This is a genomic window from Geobacter sp. DSM 9736, from assembly GCF_900187405.1.
Lineage (GTDB): Bacteria > Desulfobacterota > Desulfuromonadia > Geobacterales > Geobacteraceae > DSM-9736.
In genome coordinates this window covers 3586120-3603520 of sequence record NZ_LT896716.1, presented here as the reverse complement: position 1 = coordinate 3603520, position 17401 = coordinate 3586120, and the positions used below count along the sequence as shown (strand labels likewise).

The 17401-nt window shown below is 58.2% G+C and carries 15 protein-coding genes; all 15 read right to left on the bottom strand.

The features are described from left to right. Positions 1-312: 312 nt before the first annotated feature. Positions 313-1464 (bottom strand): cell division protein FtsZ, encoded by a 1152-nt coding sequence (gene ftsZ / locus CFB04_RS16235; RefSeq protein ID WP_088536366.1) that lies wholly within the window; start codon positions 1462-1464, stop codon positions 313-315. A gap of 206 nt (positions 1465-1670) precedes the next feature. Further along, the gene (gene ftsA / locus CFB04_RS16230) at positions 1671-2906 is read right to left on the bottom strand and encodes a cell division protein FtsA (protein WP_088536365.1); all 1236 of its coding nucleotides are present in this window, start codon (positions 2904-2906) and stop codon (positions 1671-1673) included. Next, on the bottom strand, positions 2887-3108 hold the full coding sequence (locus CFB04_RS16225; protein WP_088536364.1) for a hypothetical protein: 222 nt from the start codon (positions 3106-3108) through the stop codon (positions 2887-2889). The genes ftsA and CFB04_RS16225 overlap by 20 nt, the downstream gene beginning before the upstream one ends. 15 nt (positions 3109-3123) lie before the next feature. Beyond that, the gene (locus tag CFB04_RS16220; RefSeq protein ID WP_088536363.1) at positions 3124-3942 is read right to left on the bottom strand and encodes a cell division protein FtsQ/DivIB; all 819 of its coding nucleotides are present in this window, start codon (positions 3940-3942) and stop codon (positions 3124-3126) included. Between the two features lie 27 nt (positions 3943-3969). Next, on the bottom strand, positions 3970-4902 hold the full coding sequence (locus CFB04_RS16215) for a D-alanine--D-alanine ligase (protein ID WP_088536362.1): 933 nt from the start codon (positions 4900-4902) through the stop codon (positions 3970-3972). Between the two features lie 28 nt (positions 4903-4930). Then, positions 4931-5833 (bottom strand): UDP-N-acetylmuramate dehydrogenase, encoded by a 903-nt coding sequence (gene murB / locus CFB04_RS16210; protein ID WP_369833313.1) that lies wholly within the window; start codon positions 5831-5833, stop codon positions 4931-4933. Further along, a complete protein-coding gene (gene murC, locus CFB04_RS16205; RefSeq protein WP_088536360.1) occupies positions 5830-7212 on the bottom strand; it encodes a UDP-N-acetylmuramate--L-alanine ligase in 1383 nt (460 codons plus the stop codon). The genes murB and murC overlap by 4 nt, the downstream gene beginning before the upstream one ends. 88 nt (positions 7213-7300) lie before the next feature. Further along, positions 7301-8395 carry an undecaprenyldiphospho-muramoylpentapeptide beta-N-acetylglucosaminyltransferase gene (gene murG / locus CFB04_RS16200; protein ID WP_088536359.1) on the bottom strand — a complete coding sequence of 365 codons (1095 nt, stop codon included), beginning with the start codon at positions 8393-8395 and terminating at the stop codon, positions 7301-7303. Then, on the bottom strand, positions 8392-9498 hold the full coding sequence (gene ftsW / locus CFB04_RS16195) for a putative lipid II flippase FtsW (RefSeq protein WP_172825519.1): 1107 nt from the start codon (positions 9496-9498) through the stop codon (positions 8392-8394). The genes murG and ftsW overlap by 4 nt, the downstream gene beginning before the upstream one ends. Beyond that, entirely contained in the window at positions 9495-10847 is a 1353-nt protein-coding gene (gene murD / locus CFB04_RS16190) for a UDP-N-acetylmuramoyl-L-alanine--D-glutamate ligase (RefSeq protein ID WP_088536883.1), read from the bottom strand. The genes ftsW and murD overlap by 4 nt, the downstream gene beginning before the upstream one ends. 148 nt (positions 10848-10995) lie before the next feature. Next, positions 10996-12072: a phospho-N-acetylmuramoyl-pentapeptide-transferase gene (mraY, locus tag CFB04_RS16185; RefSeq protein ID WP_088536358.1), complete on the bottom strand. Its 1077-nt coding sequence runs from the start codon at positions 12070-12072 to the stop codon at positions 10996-10998. Continuing rightward, a complete protein-coding gene (gene murF, locus CFB04_RS16180; protein WP_088536357.1) occupies positions 12072-13457 on the bottom strand; it encodes a UDP-N-acetylmuramoyl-tripeptide--D-alanyl-D-alanine ligase in 1386 nt (461 codons plus the stop codon). The genes mraY and murF overlap by 1 nt, the downstream gene beginning before the upstream one ends. Before the next feature lie 74 nt (positions 13458-13531). Further along, a complete protein-coding gene (locus tag CFB04_RS16175) occupies positions 13532-15052 on the bottom strand; it encodes a UDP-N-acetylmuramoyl-L-alanyl-D-glutamate--2,6-diaminopimelate ligase (protein ID WP_088536356.1) in 1521 nt (506 codons plus the stop codon). A 42-nt stretch (positions 15053-15094) separates the two neighbouring features. After that, positions 15095-17062 (bottom strand): penicillin-binding protein, encoded by a 1968-nt coding sequence (locus CFB04_RS16170; protein ID WP_088536355.1) that lies wholly within the window; start codon positions 17060-17062, stop codon positions 15095-15097. Further along, a complete protein-coding gene (gene ftsL / locus CFB04_RS16165) occupies positions 17059-17394 on the bottom strand; it encodes a cell division protein FtsL (RefSeq protein ID WP_088536354.1) in 336 nt (111 codons plus the stop codon). The genes CFB04_RS16170 and ftsL overlap by 4 nt, the downstream gene beginning before the upstream one ends. Positions 17395-17401: the final 7 nt, after the last annotated feature.

Genomic DNA, 17401 nt, shown 5'->3' with positions numbered 1-17401 from the left:
ATTGAGCGGTGCCGGCACGTACAACGTGATGGGGCAATTCAATAATGGAAGGAGAAAAAAAGACCCGGCCCCCTGGAGGGGGAATGGAGGCCGGGGATTGAAAGCCTTGGTGGCGGCTAAACCGCCACCGGTTGACGCTTGGGGAAGCGGAAAGAAAAGCTTTTTGGTCTGAAACAACCCAAAATGGTGCAGGAGCGTCGATTTTCGTTCAGATCAAGGCGCAGCAAGGAGCCCGCGGAGGCGTAGCAGCGCTACGCCGCACAAGGAGCGACGAAGACGCAACGCGGAGCTGGACGAAAAGCGGCGTCTCCTTTAATCGACCGACTTGCGGAGGAACGTTGGGATATCGTATTGCTCCTCATCATCCATCATGAAGCTCCGCTGCCGAACCATGGTCTCACGCTGGTTCCGCTCGCGGATGAATGTCGGTATCTCACGGTTGATTTCCTGACGAGATACGAAGGGAGTCGGCTTCTTCACCTCTTCACGGGGCCTCTCCATATCGAACCGATCGCCGAAACCGGTTGCAATCGCGGTTACCTTGATCTGCTCGCCGAGACTTTCGTCGATAACGAGGCCGACGATGATGTTGGCATCCTCATGCACCTTCTCGTGGATGATACGGCTGGCTGCATCGAATTCATCCATGGTCATGCTGGAAGATCCGGTGATGTTTACGAGAACGCCTCTGGCCCCCGAAATGTCGATATCTTCCAGGAGCGGACTGGAGATGGCGCGGGTAGCCGCATCGACGGCTCGGTTTTCCCCGGCACCGAGGCCGATTCCCATCATTGCCATCCCGCGCTCACCCATGATCGCCTTCACGTCGGCAAAGTCGACGTTGATCATGCCTGAGGTGGTGATCAGGTCCGAAATGCCCTGAACGGCCTGGCGAAGTACGTCATCGGAAGGCTTGAAGGCGTCTACTATGGACATCGACTTGCCGGCGAGGCCCAGGAGACGGTCGTTGGGGATCACGATGAGGGAGTCTACGTGTTTCTTCAGCTCCCTGATCCCTTCTTCCGCCTTGGCCAGACGCTGCTTCCCCTCGCGTGTGAATGGCTTGGTCACGACGCCGACGGTTAGCGCACCGATCTCGCGGGCCGCTTCGGCAATGACCGGTGCAGCGCCGGTACCGGTGCCGCCACCCATTCCGCATGCGATAAAGACCATGTCGGAGCCCTTGAGGACTTCCGCCAGCTTCTGCCGGTCTTCCATGGCCGCGTCACGGCCGACGTTCGGGTTCGCCCCGGCACCAAGGCCCTTGGTGAGCTGCCCGCCGATCTGGATCTTTTCGGGTGCCTTCGACATCCGCAGCGCCTGGGCATCGGTATTTGCCACAATGAACTCGATGCCGTTAATCTCGCTGGCGATCATCGTGTTGATTGCGTTGCCGCCGCCCCCTCCGACGCCGACAACCTTGATCTTCGCGCTCTGGTCAATGCTTTCATCAAATTCGAACATGTCCGCTTCCCCCTTTTCCTTTCATTGCCTTCAGTAGTAAGTACACACAAGGTGATTAAGAACAGCATTACTCCGGGTTGTTCAAAAACAGTCAGATCGTCGCACCCACAGAAAGCCCGTGCGGAGGCGTAGCAGCGCTACGCCGCACAAAGGGGCTTTCGAGGACGGCGGCGAGATGGCTGTTTTTCAACAACCTCCCTCCACATTTAGAAAAACTCCCCGAACCACTCCCTCATCCTCCTACTCACCCTCCTGAACAGGTTTTCATCGGTCTGGGTGGTAGGGAACTCGCTGATCCCGACATTCTTGCTCCCGTAGACGACGAGACCCACACCGGTGGCGTAGACCGGGGAGTTGACCACATCCACCAGCCCCCCCAGGTTCTGCGGGGTCCCCCTGCGCACCGGAAGATTGAAGACCTGCTCGGCGAGCTCGGGCATCCCCTCCAGGATCGTGCTGCCGCCGGTGATGACGATGCCCGACGCTATCAGATCCTCGAAGCCGGATTTCACTATCTCCCGGTTGACGAGGGTGAATATCTCCTCGACCCGCGGCTCCAGGATCTCGGCAAGAAGCTGCCGGGAGAGGACGCGGGGCTTTCTGCCCCCCACGCTTGGGACTTCGATGGTTTCATCTTTACCTACCAGCGAGGCCAGGCAGCAGCCGTACTTCTGCTTGATCTTTTCCGCTTCGGCCATCGGGGTTCGAAGACCGACGGCGATATCGTTGGTGAGGTGGTTGCCGCCCAGCGAAAGGACCGAGGTATGCTTGATCGCACCGTCAACGAAGATGGCGATGTCCGTGGTACCTCCGCCGATATCCACCAGCGCCACTCCAAGCTCCTTTTCATCGGCGGAAAGAACTGCCTCTGACGAAGCCAGCTGCTCCAGGACGATGTCGGCAACGTCGAGGCCTGCCCGGTTGCACGACTTGATGATGTTCTGTGCGCTTGCCACTGCGCCGGTGACGATGTGGACTTTTGCTTCGAGCCTGACCCCGCTCATGCCGAGCGGCTCACGGATGCCGTCCTGATCGTCGATGATGAATTCCTGCGGAAGTATGTGTATTACCTCGCGGTCCATCGGTATGGCGATGGCTTTTGCAGCTTCGATGACCCGCTTCACGTCTTCCGGAGAAACTTCCCGATTCTTGATCGCTATGATCCCCTGGGAGTTGAGCCCCCGGATGTGCCCCCCCGCTATTCCGGCATACACCGACCTGATTTCGCAGCCGGCCATCAGCTCGGCCTCCTCGACCGCCTTCCGGATGGATGCGACGGTGCTGTCGATATTGATCACAACACCCTTGCGGAGGCCGCGGGACGGGCTCGTGCCGATGCCGACGATATCAAGGCCTTCTTCAGTGACATTGCCGACTATGGCGCAGATCTTTGTGGTTCCTATATCGAGTCCTACGATCAGATTATCCCTTTTGCCGGACATACTTCCCCCCTTTAAGTGTTGCCTTTTGTACCTCGCCCCGGTCGCTCAGACCGAGATCGACATGCTCGAAATTGAGAACGCGCGCCTGAAGGTTCTTGTAGACGATGTCGAGACCGTCTGCGGTGAAATTGCCGAGAATAGCGCAGACGTTGGTGCTTCCGAAATCAACTCCACCTATTACACTCCCACGTTTTCCCGCCATGATCCCCCCTCCTGGCTACGATTTTTTCACTATGATCCTGTCGCCGTAGTCTAGGTCGACATACTCGACGTTCGGTAACTGTGCCTGCAGTTCTCGGTAGATGCGTGCAAGCCGCTGGAGCTTCTCCCTGTACTGGCCGTTCCCGAGCTTGACCGGCACGCCGTTCTGGAGAGCGAACAGGGTATACCCGAATCCTTTGTCGAAGTGGATCTCCGACACTTCGTCCATCTTGAGGGCCGCACCTTCGTTCAGAATCGCTATCAGGTCGAGTGCTCCCTTGAGCGCCTCCCGGCTCCCCGCCGGGTCCCGGGCCATGTCCTCCTCGGTCACCCCCGTAATCACCGGGTAGTCGAGGGAGTCGCCAACCGTGAGGGGCTTGAACGGCTCCCCCCCCTTGTCCAGGTAGTAGAGGTAACCCATGTGCGCTATCGCCTGCGGCTCCCGCTCTGCGATCTCTACAATCAGGCTCCCGGGGAAGTAGCGCCTCACGCGGACTTTATCCACCCATGGGATTTTGGAGAGTTGCTCTCCGATCCGGCGCAGCCTCAGACCCAGCATCCCGTCGCCGACCTTCACCCCCGCCTGAGTAACCACCTCTTCCCGGGTAAGTCGCTTCAGGCCGCTCACCTCGATCCGCTCCAGCCTGAGGAAGGTGGTGCGCGCCACCACCCCATAAACTTCGTACACCACGAGGACCGCTAGAGATACGACTGTCGCCCATCGGATGAACCGCACCCCTTTTTTCAGGATGCCCCGGTAGTCGATGGGGATACGTTCCCGCTTGACCCTATTCCGGCTGACAGGTTTCTGATTTTTTTGACGAAGGTCGCGCATTTATATCCGTAAACGCGGGCACAGCCGCTACAGTTTTATTTTGAGTGAAGCCGACGTAAGAATGCGCTCGACAAGATCTTCAAATCCGATCCCCGCCCCGCCGGCGATCTCCGGCAGAAGGCTCAGGGCCGTCATTCCCGGCAGTGTGTTCACCTCCAGGAGGTAGCACTCCCCCTCTTCGGTCACGAGGAAATCGACCCTGCTGTATCCGCTGCATCCCAGCGCCCGATGAGCTTCTTCACCTGCAGCGAGGACTTTGGCGTAGAGATCTTCAGGAAGTGGTGCCGGCAGGATGTGCTCCGCCATCCCGGCCGTGTACTTCGCCTCGAAGTCGTAGAATTCGCGCTTCGGCACGATCTCTATTGCTCCGAGAGCACGTTCCTCAAGAATTCCCACCTGTATTTCGCGCCCCTTGATGAACTGTTCCACGAGGATCTCGTCATCGTACGAAAAAGCAAGCTTCAGCGCCTCGGCAGCCTGGTCCGGCTCCCGTACGATGGAAACACCGACAGAAGACCCCTCTTGAGAGGGCTTGATCACCACCGGAAGAGAAAATCCCAGAGAATCGGGCCTGAAGGCCCAGCCGCGGCGGAACACCTTGTACGGAGCAACCGTGAGCCCGGCTGCCGCAAATACTCGCTTGGCGTAAACCTTGTTCATGGCTAGCGCACTCGCCAGCAATCCCGATCCGGTGTAGGGAATGTCCATCAGCTCAAGGAGCCCCTGAACCGTGCCGTCTTCGCCATAGCGGCCGTGCAGGCATATGAAGGCGACTTCTACCCCCTCCCTTACGAGGGCCTGGGGAAGGTCGCGCCCCACGTCGATAGCGACGGCGTCGTAGCCCCGGGCGATGAGGGCTTTGTGAACGGCGGCTCCGCTCTTCAGCGACACTTCCCGCTCCGCCGACAGCCCCCCCATCAGCACTCCGATTTTCTTCTCTTTCATGTATTCCTTGCCCATAATCGTGCTCCTCCGCACGCAGACTTTCTCAATCAGTTCCTACGATCCGCACTTCCTCTTCAAGTTCTACCCCCAGCAGCGCTTTTACTCTCTCCTTGATCAGCGCTGCCAGTTGGATAAAGTCAGCCGCCGTTGCTCCGCCTGCATTCACCAGGAAATTGGCATGTGCTTCCGAGACCTGAGCCCCCCCAACCTTCGCCCCCCGCAATCCGGCTTGGTCAATCAGACGCCAGGCCTGCATTCCTGTGGGGTTCTTGAAAAAGGAGCCCGCGTTTGGAAGTGTTACCGCCTGAGCGGACCGCCGATGGGCCTGGCATGCCGACATACGCTCCCTGATCTCTTCCCTCTTTCCTTCCGGAGCGTGGAAATTGGCCCCGAGTATGATCTCTCCCGGTTCGAGGCTGAGAAAGCGATAGCCGTATTCCAGTTCGGCCCGTGCCCTTACTCTTTTTTTCCTGTCAAGGAGCGTGGTCAAGGTTACTACCCGGTCCAGGAGCGCCGCGTCATGGGCGCCGGCATTTACCGCCAGAGCGCCGCCAACCGTTCCCGGGATGCCGCTGATGAATTCTAGTCCCGTCCTTTTATGCTGCTCAGCAAAACGGGCCAGCGGCAGGTTGCCGACTCCAGCTCCGGCCGTGATGCAGCCATCCTTCAGATATTCGAGGCGATCCAGTTTCCTGAGCGATATGACCACCCCGGGAAAACCTCCATCCCGTACAAGGAGGTTATAGCCGCCGCCGATCACGAAGTAGGCTTTCCCTGCGGCGGATATGAAAGCCATCAGGATGAGGAGGTCTGCCTCGTCAGCCGGAATGGCGAAGAGATCGGCCGGCCCTCCGACCTTCAGCGAAGTATGCCGGGCGAGAGACTCGCCGGCCAGGAGCTCTCCCCGGAACTCCCTCCGAAGCTCCCGCTCAAGCTCGCTCGTCACTGCGCTCCCTGAAGGCGCTCCAGGAGCGCCTCGCCCGTCTGCCATATGTTCCCCGCGCCCAGGGTAAGGAATATGTCTCCCGGCTTCACGACACCCGCGAAATACTCCGGAAGCTCCTCCCTGTCGGCGATATAGGTGACGTCACGCTGGCCGTGCTGGCGGATTGTAGTGACCAGGCTCTCGCTGCTCACCCCCTCGATGGGAGGTTCTCCGGCAGCATAGATGTCGGTCAGCACGAGCACGTCGGCATCGTAAAAACACTTCACGAAATCGTTGAAGAGTTCGTGCGTCCGCGTATACCGGTGCGGCTGGAATGCCACGACCAGCCGCCGCTCGGGCCAACCGCGTTTGGCGGCTGCCAGAGTCGCCCGGATCTCCACCGGGTGATGACCGTAGTCGTCAACGATCATGATCCCGTCAGGCTCCCCCTTTACCTGGAACCTGCGTCCCACTCCTCCGAACTTCGCAAAGCCCTCCTGAATCAGCGGGAAGGGGACGTCCAGTTCCATAGCTACCGCCGTACAGGCGAGGGCGTTGAGAACATTGTGAACGCCGGGCATCCGGAAGGAGATGTCCCCCATACGGTAACCCTTGTAGTGAGCAGTAAAGCTGGTGGTCCCACCTTCGAGCCTGATATGGGTCGCTCTAAGGTCGGCCTGGGACGACATGCCGTAGGTTACGAACCGTTTCTTGACCCGCGGAATGACCGTCGCTATGTTCCTGTCATCGAGGCAGAGGACTGCCATCCCGTAGAATGGAACCTTGTTGATGAAGTCGACGAACGTATCCTTTATCTCCTCGATCCCCCCTTTGTAGAAATCGAGGTGATCGGCATCGATGTTGGTAACGACGGCGATGGTTGGGGAGAGCCTGAGGAAGGAACCATCCGACTCGTCCGCCTCTGCGACGAGAAACTTTCCCTGCCCGAGTTTAGCGTTGGTTCCCAGCGTGTTCAGCTTCCCGCCGATGACAATTGTCGGATCGATGCCTCCGTGGGTAAGTATTGTCGCCACCATGGAGGTGGTGGTCGTCTTTCCGTGGGTGCCGGCAATGGCGATGCCGTACTTCATGCGCATCAGTTCGGCGAGCATTTCCGCCCGCGGTATTACGGGTATCAGCCGCGCCCTGGCCTCGACCACCTCAGGGTTCTCCTCATGCACTGCAGAAGAGATCACAACCACATCGACATTGGCGAGGTTTTCCATTCTGTGGCCGATGTAGATTTCCCCCCCCAGAGAAGCGAGGCGCTCGGTAATGTCGGAGCCACGCAGATCCGAACCGGAGACCTTGTAGCCGAGGTTCAGGAGCACCTCCGCAATCCCGCTCATGCCGATGCCGCCTATCCCGACGAAGTGTATTTTTTCGATTTTGCCGTACATAAAGGCTCCCTTCGGTCGCCAGATTTACGTTCGCTTCGCTCACAGTTTAAGGTTGAGGTTGAGTACTTCCTTAACCTTAACCTGGACCTCAACCTGCATTTTTCAGCATCTCATCCACAATAACCTTCGCCGCGTCCGGACGTGCGAGACTTCTGGCATTTTGGCCGGTCCGCCTGAGCTGTTCAGGGTCTGCCATAAGCTCCCTGATCAGTCCTGCCAGACTCTCCCCCGAGAGCTCTCGCTCCAGGAGCATATATCCGGCCTGCTTCTTCAGGAGTGCCTCTGCATTGAGCCGCTGGTGATCGTCCACTGCATGCGGGAACGGGATGAAAATGCAGGGTTTTCCGCTTATGGCAACCTCGGCAACGGTAGTCGCCCCCGCCCTGCATATCACCAGGTCGGCATCGCGGTATGCTGCAGCCATATCGTCTATGAACGGGACCACCGTCGTTTTGAACCCTGCCCGCTCGTGCGCCTCCCGTACCTCGGCCAGATCCTTTTCACCCGTCTGGTGCGTTATGAGAAGACTCTCGGAAACCGGCGCAAGAATCGGCAGAGCGGCGGCAACAGCCAGATTTATGCTGTGAGCTCCGGCGCTTCCACCAAATATGAGGAGGCGGAAAGGCTTCTTCCCGGTAGGTGCTTCCTCCGCCACCGAGCCTGCAGCCAGCTCCGCACGAATCTCCTTGCGCACCGGATTTCCAGTCAGCAGTGTTGTATCTTTGGGGAAGAACTTTTCCGAGCCGTCAAGGGAGACGAATACACGCTCCGCAAAACGGGACAGGACCTTGTTGGTGAGCCCCGGTATGGCGTTCTGCTCGTGAATGAAGCGCCGGATGAGAAGCCCTCTTGCCGCAAGCACCACAGGCCCCGACGCGTATCCCCCCACCCCCAGAACCACATCCGGACGGAACTCGCGCAGGATCTTGCGCGATTCGGAGTAGCCGTAAAGCAGCATCGCCACTCCCTTGATCTGTGACAAGGTGCCCTTGTAACGAATTCCTGCGGCAGTGATGCAACGCAGGCTGAAACCGAGCCGGGGGAGAAGCCGAGCCTCGATACCCTGCTCGGTCCCCACAAAGAGGACTTCATTTTCCTGGTTGCGGGCGAGAAATTCTTCCGCCACTGCTATGCCGGGAAATAGATGCCCCCCTGTCCCTCCACCTGCTATCAAGAGCCTCATGAGCCGCTCCTTGCTTTGCTCGAAATGTTGAGCAAAATGCCGATGGCGAACAGGCTGATGATCAATGAGCTCCCTCCGTAACTGATGAAGGGAAGCGCAAGCCCCTTTGTCGGCAGAAGTCCCGTTACGACACTTATGTTCACGAAGGCCTCGATTCCGATGAGAGTGGCGATTCCGAACGCCAGATATCTGCCGAAGTCATCCGGAGAGGTGAGTGCAACGCGTATGCTCCGCTGTACCAGGAGGAAAAACATTCCTGCTATCACCATCACCCCGATGAAACCGAGTTCCTCACCCACCACCGACAGGATGAAGTCCGTGTGAGCCTCAGGGAGATAGAAAAGCTTCTGCTTCCCTTCACCGAGCCCCTGGCCGAATATGCCGCCATTTCCGAACGCGAGCCAGGACTGGATGATCTGGAATCCGGAATCGGTAGGATCCGCCCACGGATTCCTCCATGCGGTGATACGCCGCAGCCTGTACGGTTCGAACATGACAACGTAGACGAGGATAGGCAACGCAAGCATTACCACCGACAGGAAGTACTGTATCCTGGCGCCCGCCACGAAGAGCATCGCGAAGGCCACTGCCCAGAGGGTCACGGCGGCACCCAGGTCGTGCTGTTTGAGCAGAATTCCGAGCAGCACCGTCAACAGCACCATGTACGGCAGAAACCCGGTGGAGAAAAACTTCATTTTCTCCTGCTTCTTGTCGAGGGAGTAGGCCATGTACATGATCAGAACTACCTTTGCCATCTCCGAAGGCTGGAAGTTGAAGCCCGGGAGCCTTATCCAGCGCGATGCCCCCTTTGCCGTGCCGCCGATCCCGGGAATGAAGACCAGCAGCAGCAGCCCTAGACAGACAAGAAGGAGCGGAACCGCCCAGCGCCGCCACGTTTCATAGTCAATGAACATGGCGACGTACATGGCGGTGAAACCGAGCAGGACGTATATACCCTGCCGCTTCAGAAAGTAGAATCCATCGTGATACTTTTTGGCAGCCATGACCGAGGAGGCCGAGTAGACCATCACCACACCGAAGCAGGTGAGTGCCACCGCCATCATGAGGATGATCATGTCGTACCGGTCGAGCTGCTTTATCATTTCTCCGCCAGTGCACAGGCAATCGCCTTGAATCGATCGCCGCGCTCCTTGTAGCTGCTGAACATGTCGAAGCTGGAACATGCCGGGGAGAGGAGCACCACCCCACCCGGCTCGGTCAGCCTATGCGCGAGCTTCACCGCTTCTTCGAGACTTCCGACGAGGTGCGTGTCGGTGAGGTTTCCCAATTCCTTCCGTATCCGCTCCTTCGCCTCCCCGAGCAGGATCAGATGGCTGACCCGCTCCCGCACGAGATCGGCCAGGGGCGCATATTCTCCCCCTTTGTCTTTACCCCCGGCTATCAGGGTCACCTTTCCGGGGAAGCTCTCCAGTGACTTCACAACGCTCCCGACGTTGGTTCCCTTGCTGTCGTCATAGTAGGGAATGCCGTTGACGGTGGCGACATGCTCCATCCGGTGGGGAAGACCCTTGAAAGCGTTGACTGCCGCGAGGGCTCGATCCGCAGGGCATCCCATGAGAAGAGTAGATGCGAGGGCAGCCATGATGTTGTCGATGTTGTGCACCCCCTGCAGCTTGAACCCGGCGGTTGGGAAGGTCTCCTCACGCCCCTGCCAGCGGAACGTGATCACGCCGTCACGATGCCATATACCCTGCTCCAGGACCTGCAGCCGGCTCATGGGGACCACCGTCGCCCGAATCTTCCCCTGTTCTGCCTTCACCAGGGGGTCATCGATGTTGAGCACCGCGAAGTCCTCCTCCGACTGGTTGTCGAAGATGTGCATCTTTGCGTCGATGTAATCGCGAAATGTCTCATACCGGTCAAGGTGGTCCTCTGTGATGTTGAGGAGCACTGAGACACGCGGGTGGAATGACTTTATTGCTTCCAGCTGGAAAGAACTCAGCTCGACAACGACCCTCTCCACCGCCTCGGCGGAAGTGAGGAGCTCTATCAGGGGGGGATCGATATTTCCCCCTACGAAGGTCGGAAAGCCGCAGTGTCTGAATATTTCGCCTGTCAGAGTGGTAGTGGTGGTCTTCCCGTTGGTTCCGGTAATGGCGACCATGGGAGCTGAAATGAAGGCACTTGCCAGCTCGATCTCGCTGATGATCTCCCGCCCCTGCGCCCTGGCTCTCTGAAGCGGTGCAATGTCCATCGGCACACCAGGGCTTACAACGATGAGGTCGGCCATCAGAAAAGTGTGCCTGTCATGGCGGCCGAGCTGATAATCGATATCGAGCCCTGCCAGCTCCTGCATGCATTGTGCGAGAGCCGTCTCATCCTTCATGTCGGTCACTATGACCCTGGCCCCCTGGGAAACGAGAAACCGCGCCACTGCCACCCCGGTGCGGGCGAGACCGACTACAAGTACCGTTTTATCTTTGAGATTCATTGTCATATGAGCACCTTCGATATCTGCCACCAAGATCTGGACAGGGAGACACAGAGCAACCAAATCCTACCGTCTATCCTGCCTTCTCCGTCATCTGTCCGGGGTCCAGCTTTGTTTATCCTCTGCGTCTCTGTGTCTCTGTGGCTAACTACCGCATTTTCAACGTCGAAATAGCTACAAGGGCAAGGATTATGGTTATGATCCAGAAGCGGACGATGATCTTCGGCTCCGCTACCCCCTTCAGCTCGAAATGGTGGTGTATGGGAGCCATTCTGAATATCCGCTTGCCGCGGTACTTGTACGAGCCGACCTGGAATATCACCGATAGCGCCTCTATTACGAAGACACCGCCGACGATAACCAGCAGGAACTCCTGTTTCGTGATGACCGAAAGGATGCCGAGAGCGCCACCCAGCGAGAGGGAGCCGACGTCGCCCATGAATACCTCGGCCGGATAGGAGTTGTACCAGAGAAAACCGAGGCCGGCTCCCACCATTGCGCCGCATACGATGGCGAGTTCACCGCTGCCCGGCACATAGGGTATCTGCAGATACGAGGAATATTTGGCGTTTCCGGCAATGTAGGTGAAGAGTATGAATGTGCCCGCGTTGATGGCTACAGGTCCTATTGCCAGGCCGTCGAGGCCGTCGGTGAGGTTGACGGCATTGCTGGCACCGACGATGACCAGAGCGGCAAATGGAATGAAGAATATCCACAGCTCCGGATGAAGACGCTTGAAGAACGGGAAGTAAAGTTCCGTAGAGAACCCCGGAGTGAAAAAAAGGTACGTTGCAACCCCCAGCGCCAGGAAGGTCTGCCAGAACATCTTCTGCCGGGGAGAGAGTCCTTTCGGATTCTTTTCCACCACCTTCTTGTAATCGTCCACGAATCCTATGGCGCCGTATCCCGCGATTATAACGAGGGTAAGCCAGACGAAACGGTTGGTGAGATCGGCCCAAAGCAGTGTTGGAATGATGATTGCCGCAAGGATCATCACTCCCCCCATTGTCGGCGTTCCGGCCTTCTTCAGGTGAGACTCCGGTCCGTCCGTGCGGATGACCTGGCGGGCCTGAAGACCTTCCAGCTTCCGGATGATCCATGGTCCTACCAGGAAGCAGACAATGAGGGCGGTGATCATCGAATAGATGGTCCTGAACGTCAGGTACTTGAAGACGTTGAGGAACCTGACGTCGCTTGCGAGGGGGTAGAGGAGATGGTAAAGCATCAGTTCACCTCCGTTGTTCGAAGCTTCGAGGCTATCTCATCCATCCGCATTCCCCTCGATCCCTTTACGAGTACAAGGTCTCCCCTGCGCAGCACGCGGCAAAGCTCCTCGAAAATCGTGTTGCGATCCGCAGCCCTCAGGATCCTGTCCGGAGCCATTCCCTCCTGCTTCGCTCCTGCCTCGACTCTTTCCGCCATTGCACCCGTGACAAACAGACGATCGACACATTGTGCTGCAAGGCGTCCGAGAGCTTCGTGGGCATCACCGGAGCCCGGGCCAAGTTCAAGCATGTCTCCAAGGACGGCAATGGCGTTTCCAGGACGGTTCAGATCGCGCACCGTCAAGAGGGCCGCTTCCATGGAAGCAGGGTTGGCATTATAACTGTCGTCGATAAGGATGATCCCATTCACCTCTTCCAGGTTGAAGCGCTTGTCGAAAGGTGAGAACGCTTCAAGCCCCTCGCGGATCGTGTCCAGGTCGACGTCGAGAGCCCATGCTCCTGCCGCCGCCGCTGCCGCGTTATAGACATTGTGTCTGCCGAAGGCCCGCAGCATTACCGCAAAGGAGGTGCCCTCCACATGGAGCTTGAAGCTCTGTCCCGCAGTGCCTTCGTTACGTATCTCGCTTGCCCGGATATCACCACCCGAAAGGCCGAAGGAGAGTCGTCTGACTCCCGGCGCAGACGGCTGGGCTGAAATGAGTGCGTCGTCGGCATTGTACACCGCGACTCCCCCGGCAGGGAGCCTGCGGAAGAGCTCACCCTTCGCAGCGGCGACCGCCTCTATGCTGCCCATTGTCTCCAAATGCGCAGGGGAGGCGTTGGTAATGATTCCGACCCGGGGAGAAGCGATTTCCGCAAGCCGATCGATTTCCCCCGGCTCGCTCATTCCCATTTCCATCACCGCCCACCGGTCTTCACCGGAGAGGCGCAACAGCATCTGCGGCAACCCGATCAGGTTGTTGAGATTTCCCGAGGTCTTGAGTCCTTTGCCGGTGCGGACAAGGATGGACGCAAGCATCTCCTTGGTAGTGGTCTTTCCGTTGCTTCCCGTGACACCTGCCACAGGGATGCTGAAGCGGCTTCGATGAAACGACGCGACATCCCCCAGCGCCCGCAGTGTGTCGGTGACTACGATGCAGACAGATCCTTCATCAGGAGAATTCAGCTCTGCCCATCTGCTGTCGGCAAGAAAGACACGTACGCCCTTGGCAAGAGCAGAGGGTATATAATCGTGCCCGTCGAAGTTGGCACCTCTGAGGGGCACGAACAGCTCATCTGCATGGATCGAGCGGGAATCGGTCGATACGCCTTCCACACCTGAAGGACCATTCCCTCTGACCACTCCGCCGGTTGCCCGACCTATTTCTTCAATGGTAAACATCATAATCGTATCTATAGATCTCTCGGCTCTTTACGGGAGAGGCGGAAGGTCCATTCCCCTCCACTCTTCCGACTCTCCTAGCTCAATTCCCTGAAGGCCGCGGCCGCTTCTTCCCGGTCATCGAAATGATGCTTCACGGTGCCGATTATCTGATAATCCTCGTGCCCCTTTCCCGCCAGCAGGACCACATCACCCGGCTTTGCGAGGTTTATGGCCAGCTTTATCGCATCACGTCTCGATTCCACTGCGATGAAACCCTTTCCGAAAGTCCCCGCGGACAACTCCTCAAGCCGGTACTCTCTCACCCCGAGAGGCTCTATGCCGGCTCGAATGTCGGCGATGATATCGGCGGGTTGCTCGGTGCGCGGATTATCGGAGGTAACAACGGCGAGATCGCTGAAACGGACTGCAACCTCTCCCATGACGGGGCGCTTTGTGCGGTCCCGGTCGCCACCGCAACCAAAGACCGTGATCAGGCGCCCCTGCGCCACGTCTCGCACCGTGCGCAGCACGTTCTCCAGTGCATCCCCGGTATGCGCATAATCGACGAGCACCGTCACTCCCCGGTCGTTCTCTACCCGTTCGAGCCGGCCGGGAACGCTTCTGTGCTGCTCGATCCCCGCCACAATCGCATGAAGTGGCAGATCGAGAGCGATACCGGCGGCGGCGGCGGCTAGGATGTTGTACATGTTGAAGCGGCCAAGCATCCGTGACCGGAATGGAGCTTTTCCGAGGGGAGTCACCAGAGTACCGGCGATGCCGTTGACCGAAAACTGGACATCCTTCGCGATTACGTCTGCCTCGCCGAGAAGTCCGTAGGTAATGACCGGACAGGCCGCGCCCCTCGCAAACCTGGGTCCGTACGGGTCGTCGACATTGACCACCCCCCTGCGGCGCGGTTTCTCCCGGTCCTCCTTCAAAAGTTCCGAGAAAAGTCGTATCTTGCTCCCCAGATAGGCTTCCATGGTGTGGTGGTAATCCAGGTGGTCGTGAGTCAGATTGGTGAATATCCCTACATCGAACCGGCATCCATCAACCCTGCGTTGTTCGAGGGAGTGGGATGAAACTTCCATCACTACGGCGGCGGCTCCCCGGTTGACCAGGTCACGGAGGATTTTTTGCAGATCCACGGATTCCGGAGTGGTATGTGGTGCAGGGATGCTCAGGTCGCGGAACCTGTAGCTGATGGTGCCCAGTACCGCGGCTTCCAGACCTGCATGAGCGAGGATTGCCTCGACCAGGTAGGTGGTGGTCGTCTTGCCGTTGGTCCCGGTGATCCCGATCAGCGGCAACCCCAGCGAGGGATTTCCGTAAAACTCGGCTGCTGCCCGGGCCATGGCCATACGGCTGTCGACCACCTTAACATACGGTGTACCCGCCGGCACCAACGACTCATCCTCTACGACAAGAACAGCCGCACCCGCCTCGACCGCTGCACCGAGGAAACGGTGACCGTCGGCGGCGGCTCCTCGCAGAGCGAAAAACATATCCCCCGGCTGTACCGTGCGGGAGTCGTAGCTGAGGCCGCTTATTTCACGGTCCGCCACTCCGCTTGTTGCCAGGGGTTCTGTCGCTTCAATCAGTTTCGTGCACAGCATGCTGACCTCTTTGATGTGGCTTCGGCGCCGCGTCCTAACGGATCACGCCGCCGGTGCAAGCCTTACCCACACTCTGTCCGACGGCCCGATTTTTCTTCCGGGAGGAGGATTCTGCTCCACTACCCGGCCACTCCCCAGAAGCTTGACGTTAAGCCCTTTCTGCTCCATGACGCGTAATACCTGTCTCATGCTCATCATGCGGAAATTGGGCATGACTTCCCCTTCTCCGCTTTCAGTGATGGAACCTTCTGCAGCTGGAGGATCTTCCTCATCAACCTCGGCCTTCGCCTCAACCTGCACGATCTTCGGCTTCTCCTTCTTATCCTTGGGCACATTCAGGTAGCAGAGGGAGCGAAGGGCTATGGCGCTGAACGCCGGCGCAGCCACCACTCCCCCATAAGGGCTCGTCTTCGGTTCATCGACGATTACGACTATGGTGAGTTTCGGGTCCGAGAGGGGAGCAAATCCGATAAAGGAGGCTGTTCGCTTATCGATGGAGTATCCCCGCGTGACCGGATCCACCTTCTGTGCGGTGCCCGTCTTACCCCCTACTCGATACCCTTCCACAGCCGCACTGATGGCTGTGCCCCCTTCGGCGGTAACACCTTCCATCATTTTTGCGACCCGCGAAGCCGTTTCCTTGGAGACCACGCGACGGCGGACCTGCGGCTCGAATTTTTGCAGAACCGTACCCTGGCTGTCGCTGATCCTCTCGACTATGTACGGCTTCATAAGCATGCCGCCGTTTGCCAGGGCCGAAAAAGCTGTCGCCAATTGAACGGCCGTTGCGGAAACCCCCTGTCCGAAGGAGATGGTCGCAAGGTCCACCGGCACCCACTGGTTCCGGTTACGGAGATTGCCGGAAACCTCTCCCGGCAGATCAATGCCGCTGCGTTCCCCGAAACCGAAGGAACGCAGATAGTTATAGAGCCGCTCAGCTCCGAGTCGGGCGCCGATCTTTGCAGAACCGATATTGCTCGAATACTTCAGAATGTCGGAAACCGAAAGCGTTCCGTACTTGTGGGTGTCGTGTATGACCCTGCCGCCTATCTCGTAGCTTCCGTTTTCGCAATTGAAGGTTTCGTGTGCCCCGATGATATGCTCTTCGAGTGCAGCGGCCAGGAGAAACACCTTGAAGGTCGATCCCGGCTCAAAGCTGTCGACAATGGCTTTATTGCGAAGATGCTGCAGGGGACGGTCGGAGAGGTTGGGATTGAAACCCGGATAGTTGGCCATCGCCAGAACCTTTCCGGTAGAAGGTTCCATGACGACGGCGATTCCTCCAACTGCTCTGCTCGACTGAACTGCCTTGGCAAGTTCCTTTTCAGTGATGTACTGGATGTTCTTGTCGAGGGTGAGGGTGATGCTCTGCCCTTTCGAGGCGCTCTTGACCACGGTGTTCTTGAGGGCGATGTCACGTCCCAGGGCGTCCCGCTCGGTAACCATGTACCCGGTGCTCCCCAGCAGTACCGAATCATACTTGCGCTCGATGCCCTCAAGTCCTTCGGGATCCATTCCGGTGAAGCCGATTACATGGCTCGCCATCTCCGAATGTGGATAGAAGCGCTTGCTTTCCTTGACGAAACCGATTCCGTCTATGCCGAGCTGCTTGATGCGCTGGACCTGATCCGGCATGAGCCGGCGCTGCAACCAGACGAAACCTTTGCTCCCCGTCAGCTTCCGCTGCAACACATCGACGCTGGTCCCGAGGATAGGCGCCAGTCTCGAAGCCGCATCCGCTGCATCATCCATGTTACGCGGCTCGGCGAAGCAGGAATCCATTTCGATGGAAACTGCAAGTTCGCTGTTGTTGCGGTCGTAAATCCCCCCACGCCCCGGGGTCAACTGGACGACCTTCTGATGCTGCTTTTCGGCTAGCTTTAGGAACTGGTCTTTCTGGACAACCTGGAGGTAAAAGGCACGCGCAGAAGTGATGGCGAAGAAAAAGGCGAAAGCTCCGCCGACCAGGCGGATGCGCACTCTCGCCCATTTCTCTCGCCCGTCTTTCATTTGACGACCACCACCTGCTGGTCGAGCGGCAATCGCATTCCCAACTCCTCTTTAGCGAAGGCCTCTATGCGGGCCGGCGTTTTCAATGATGCTACCTCCAGCTTCAGCCGACTGTTCTCCTGGTGCTGGTCCTTGACCTGCCGCCTCGCTTCCGAGATCGCCAGATTGAGATCGATCACCCTGACCCTGGACCAGACATGAAATACCGACACGACAGTGAGGAGCACCATGATCACGATGAGGTACGGGAAGAGGTCCCACTTCTGCGCCGACAAGGCCACTACTTTGCGGGGAGCTGCAACTTTGCTGTGTATTGTTTTCACGTCGGCCATGGGACCT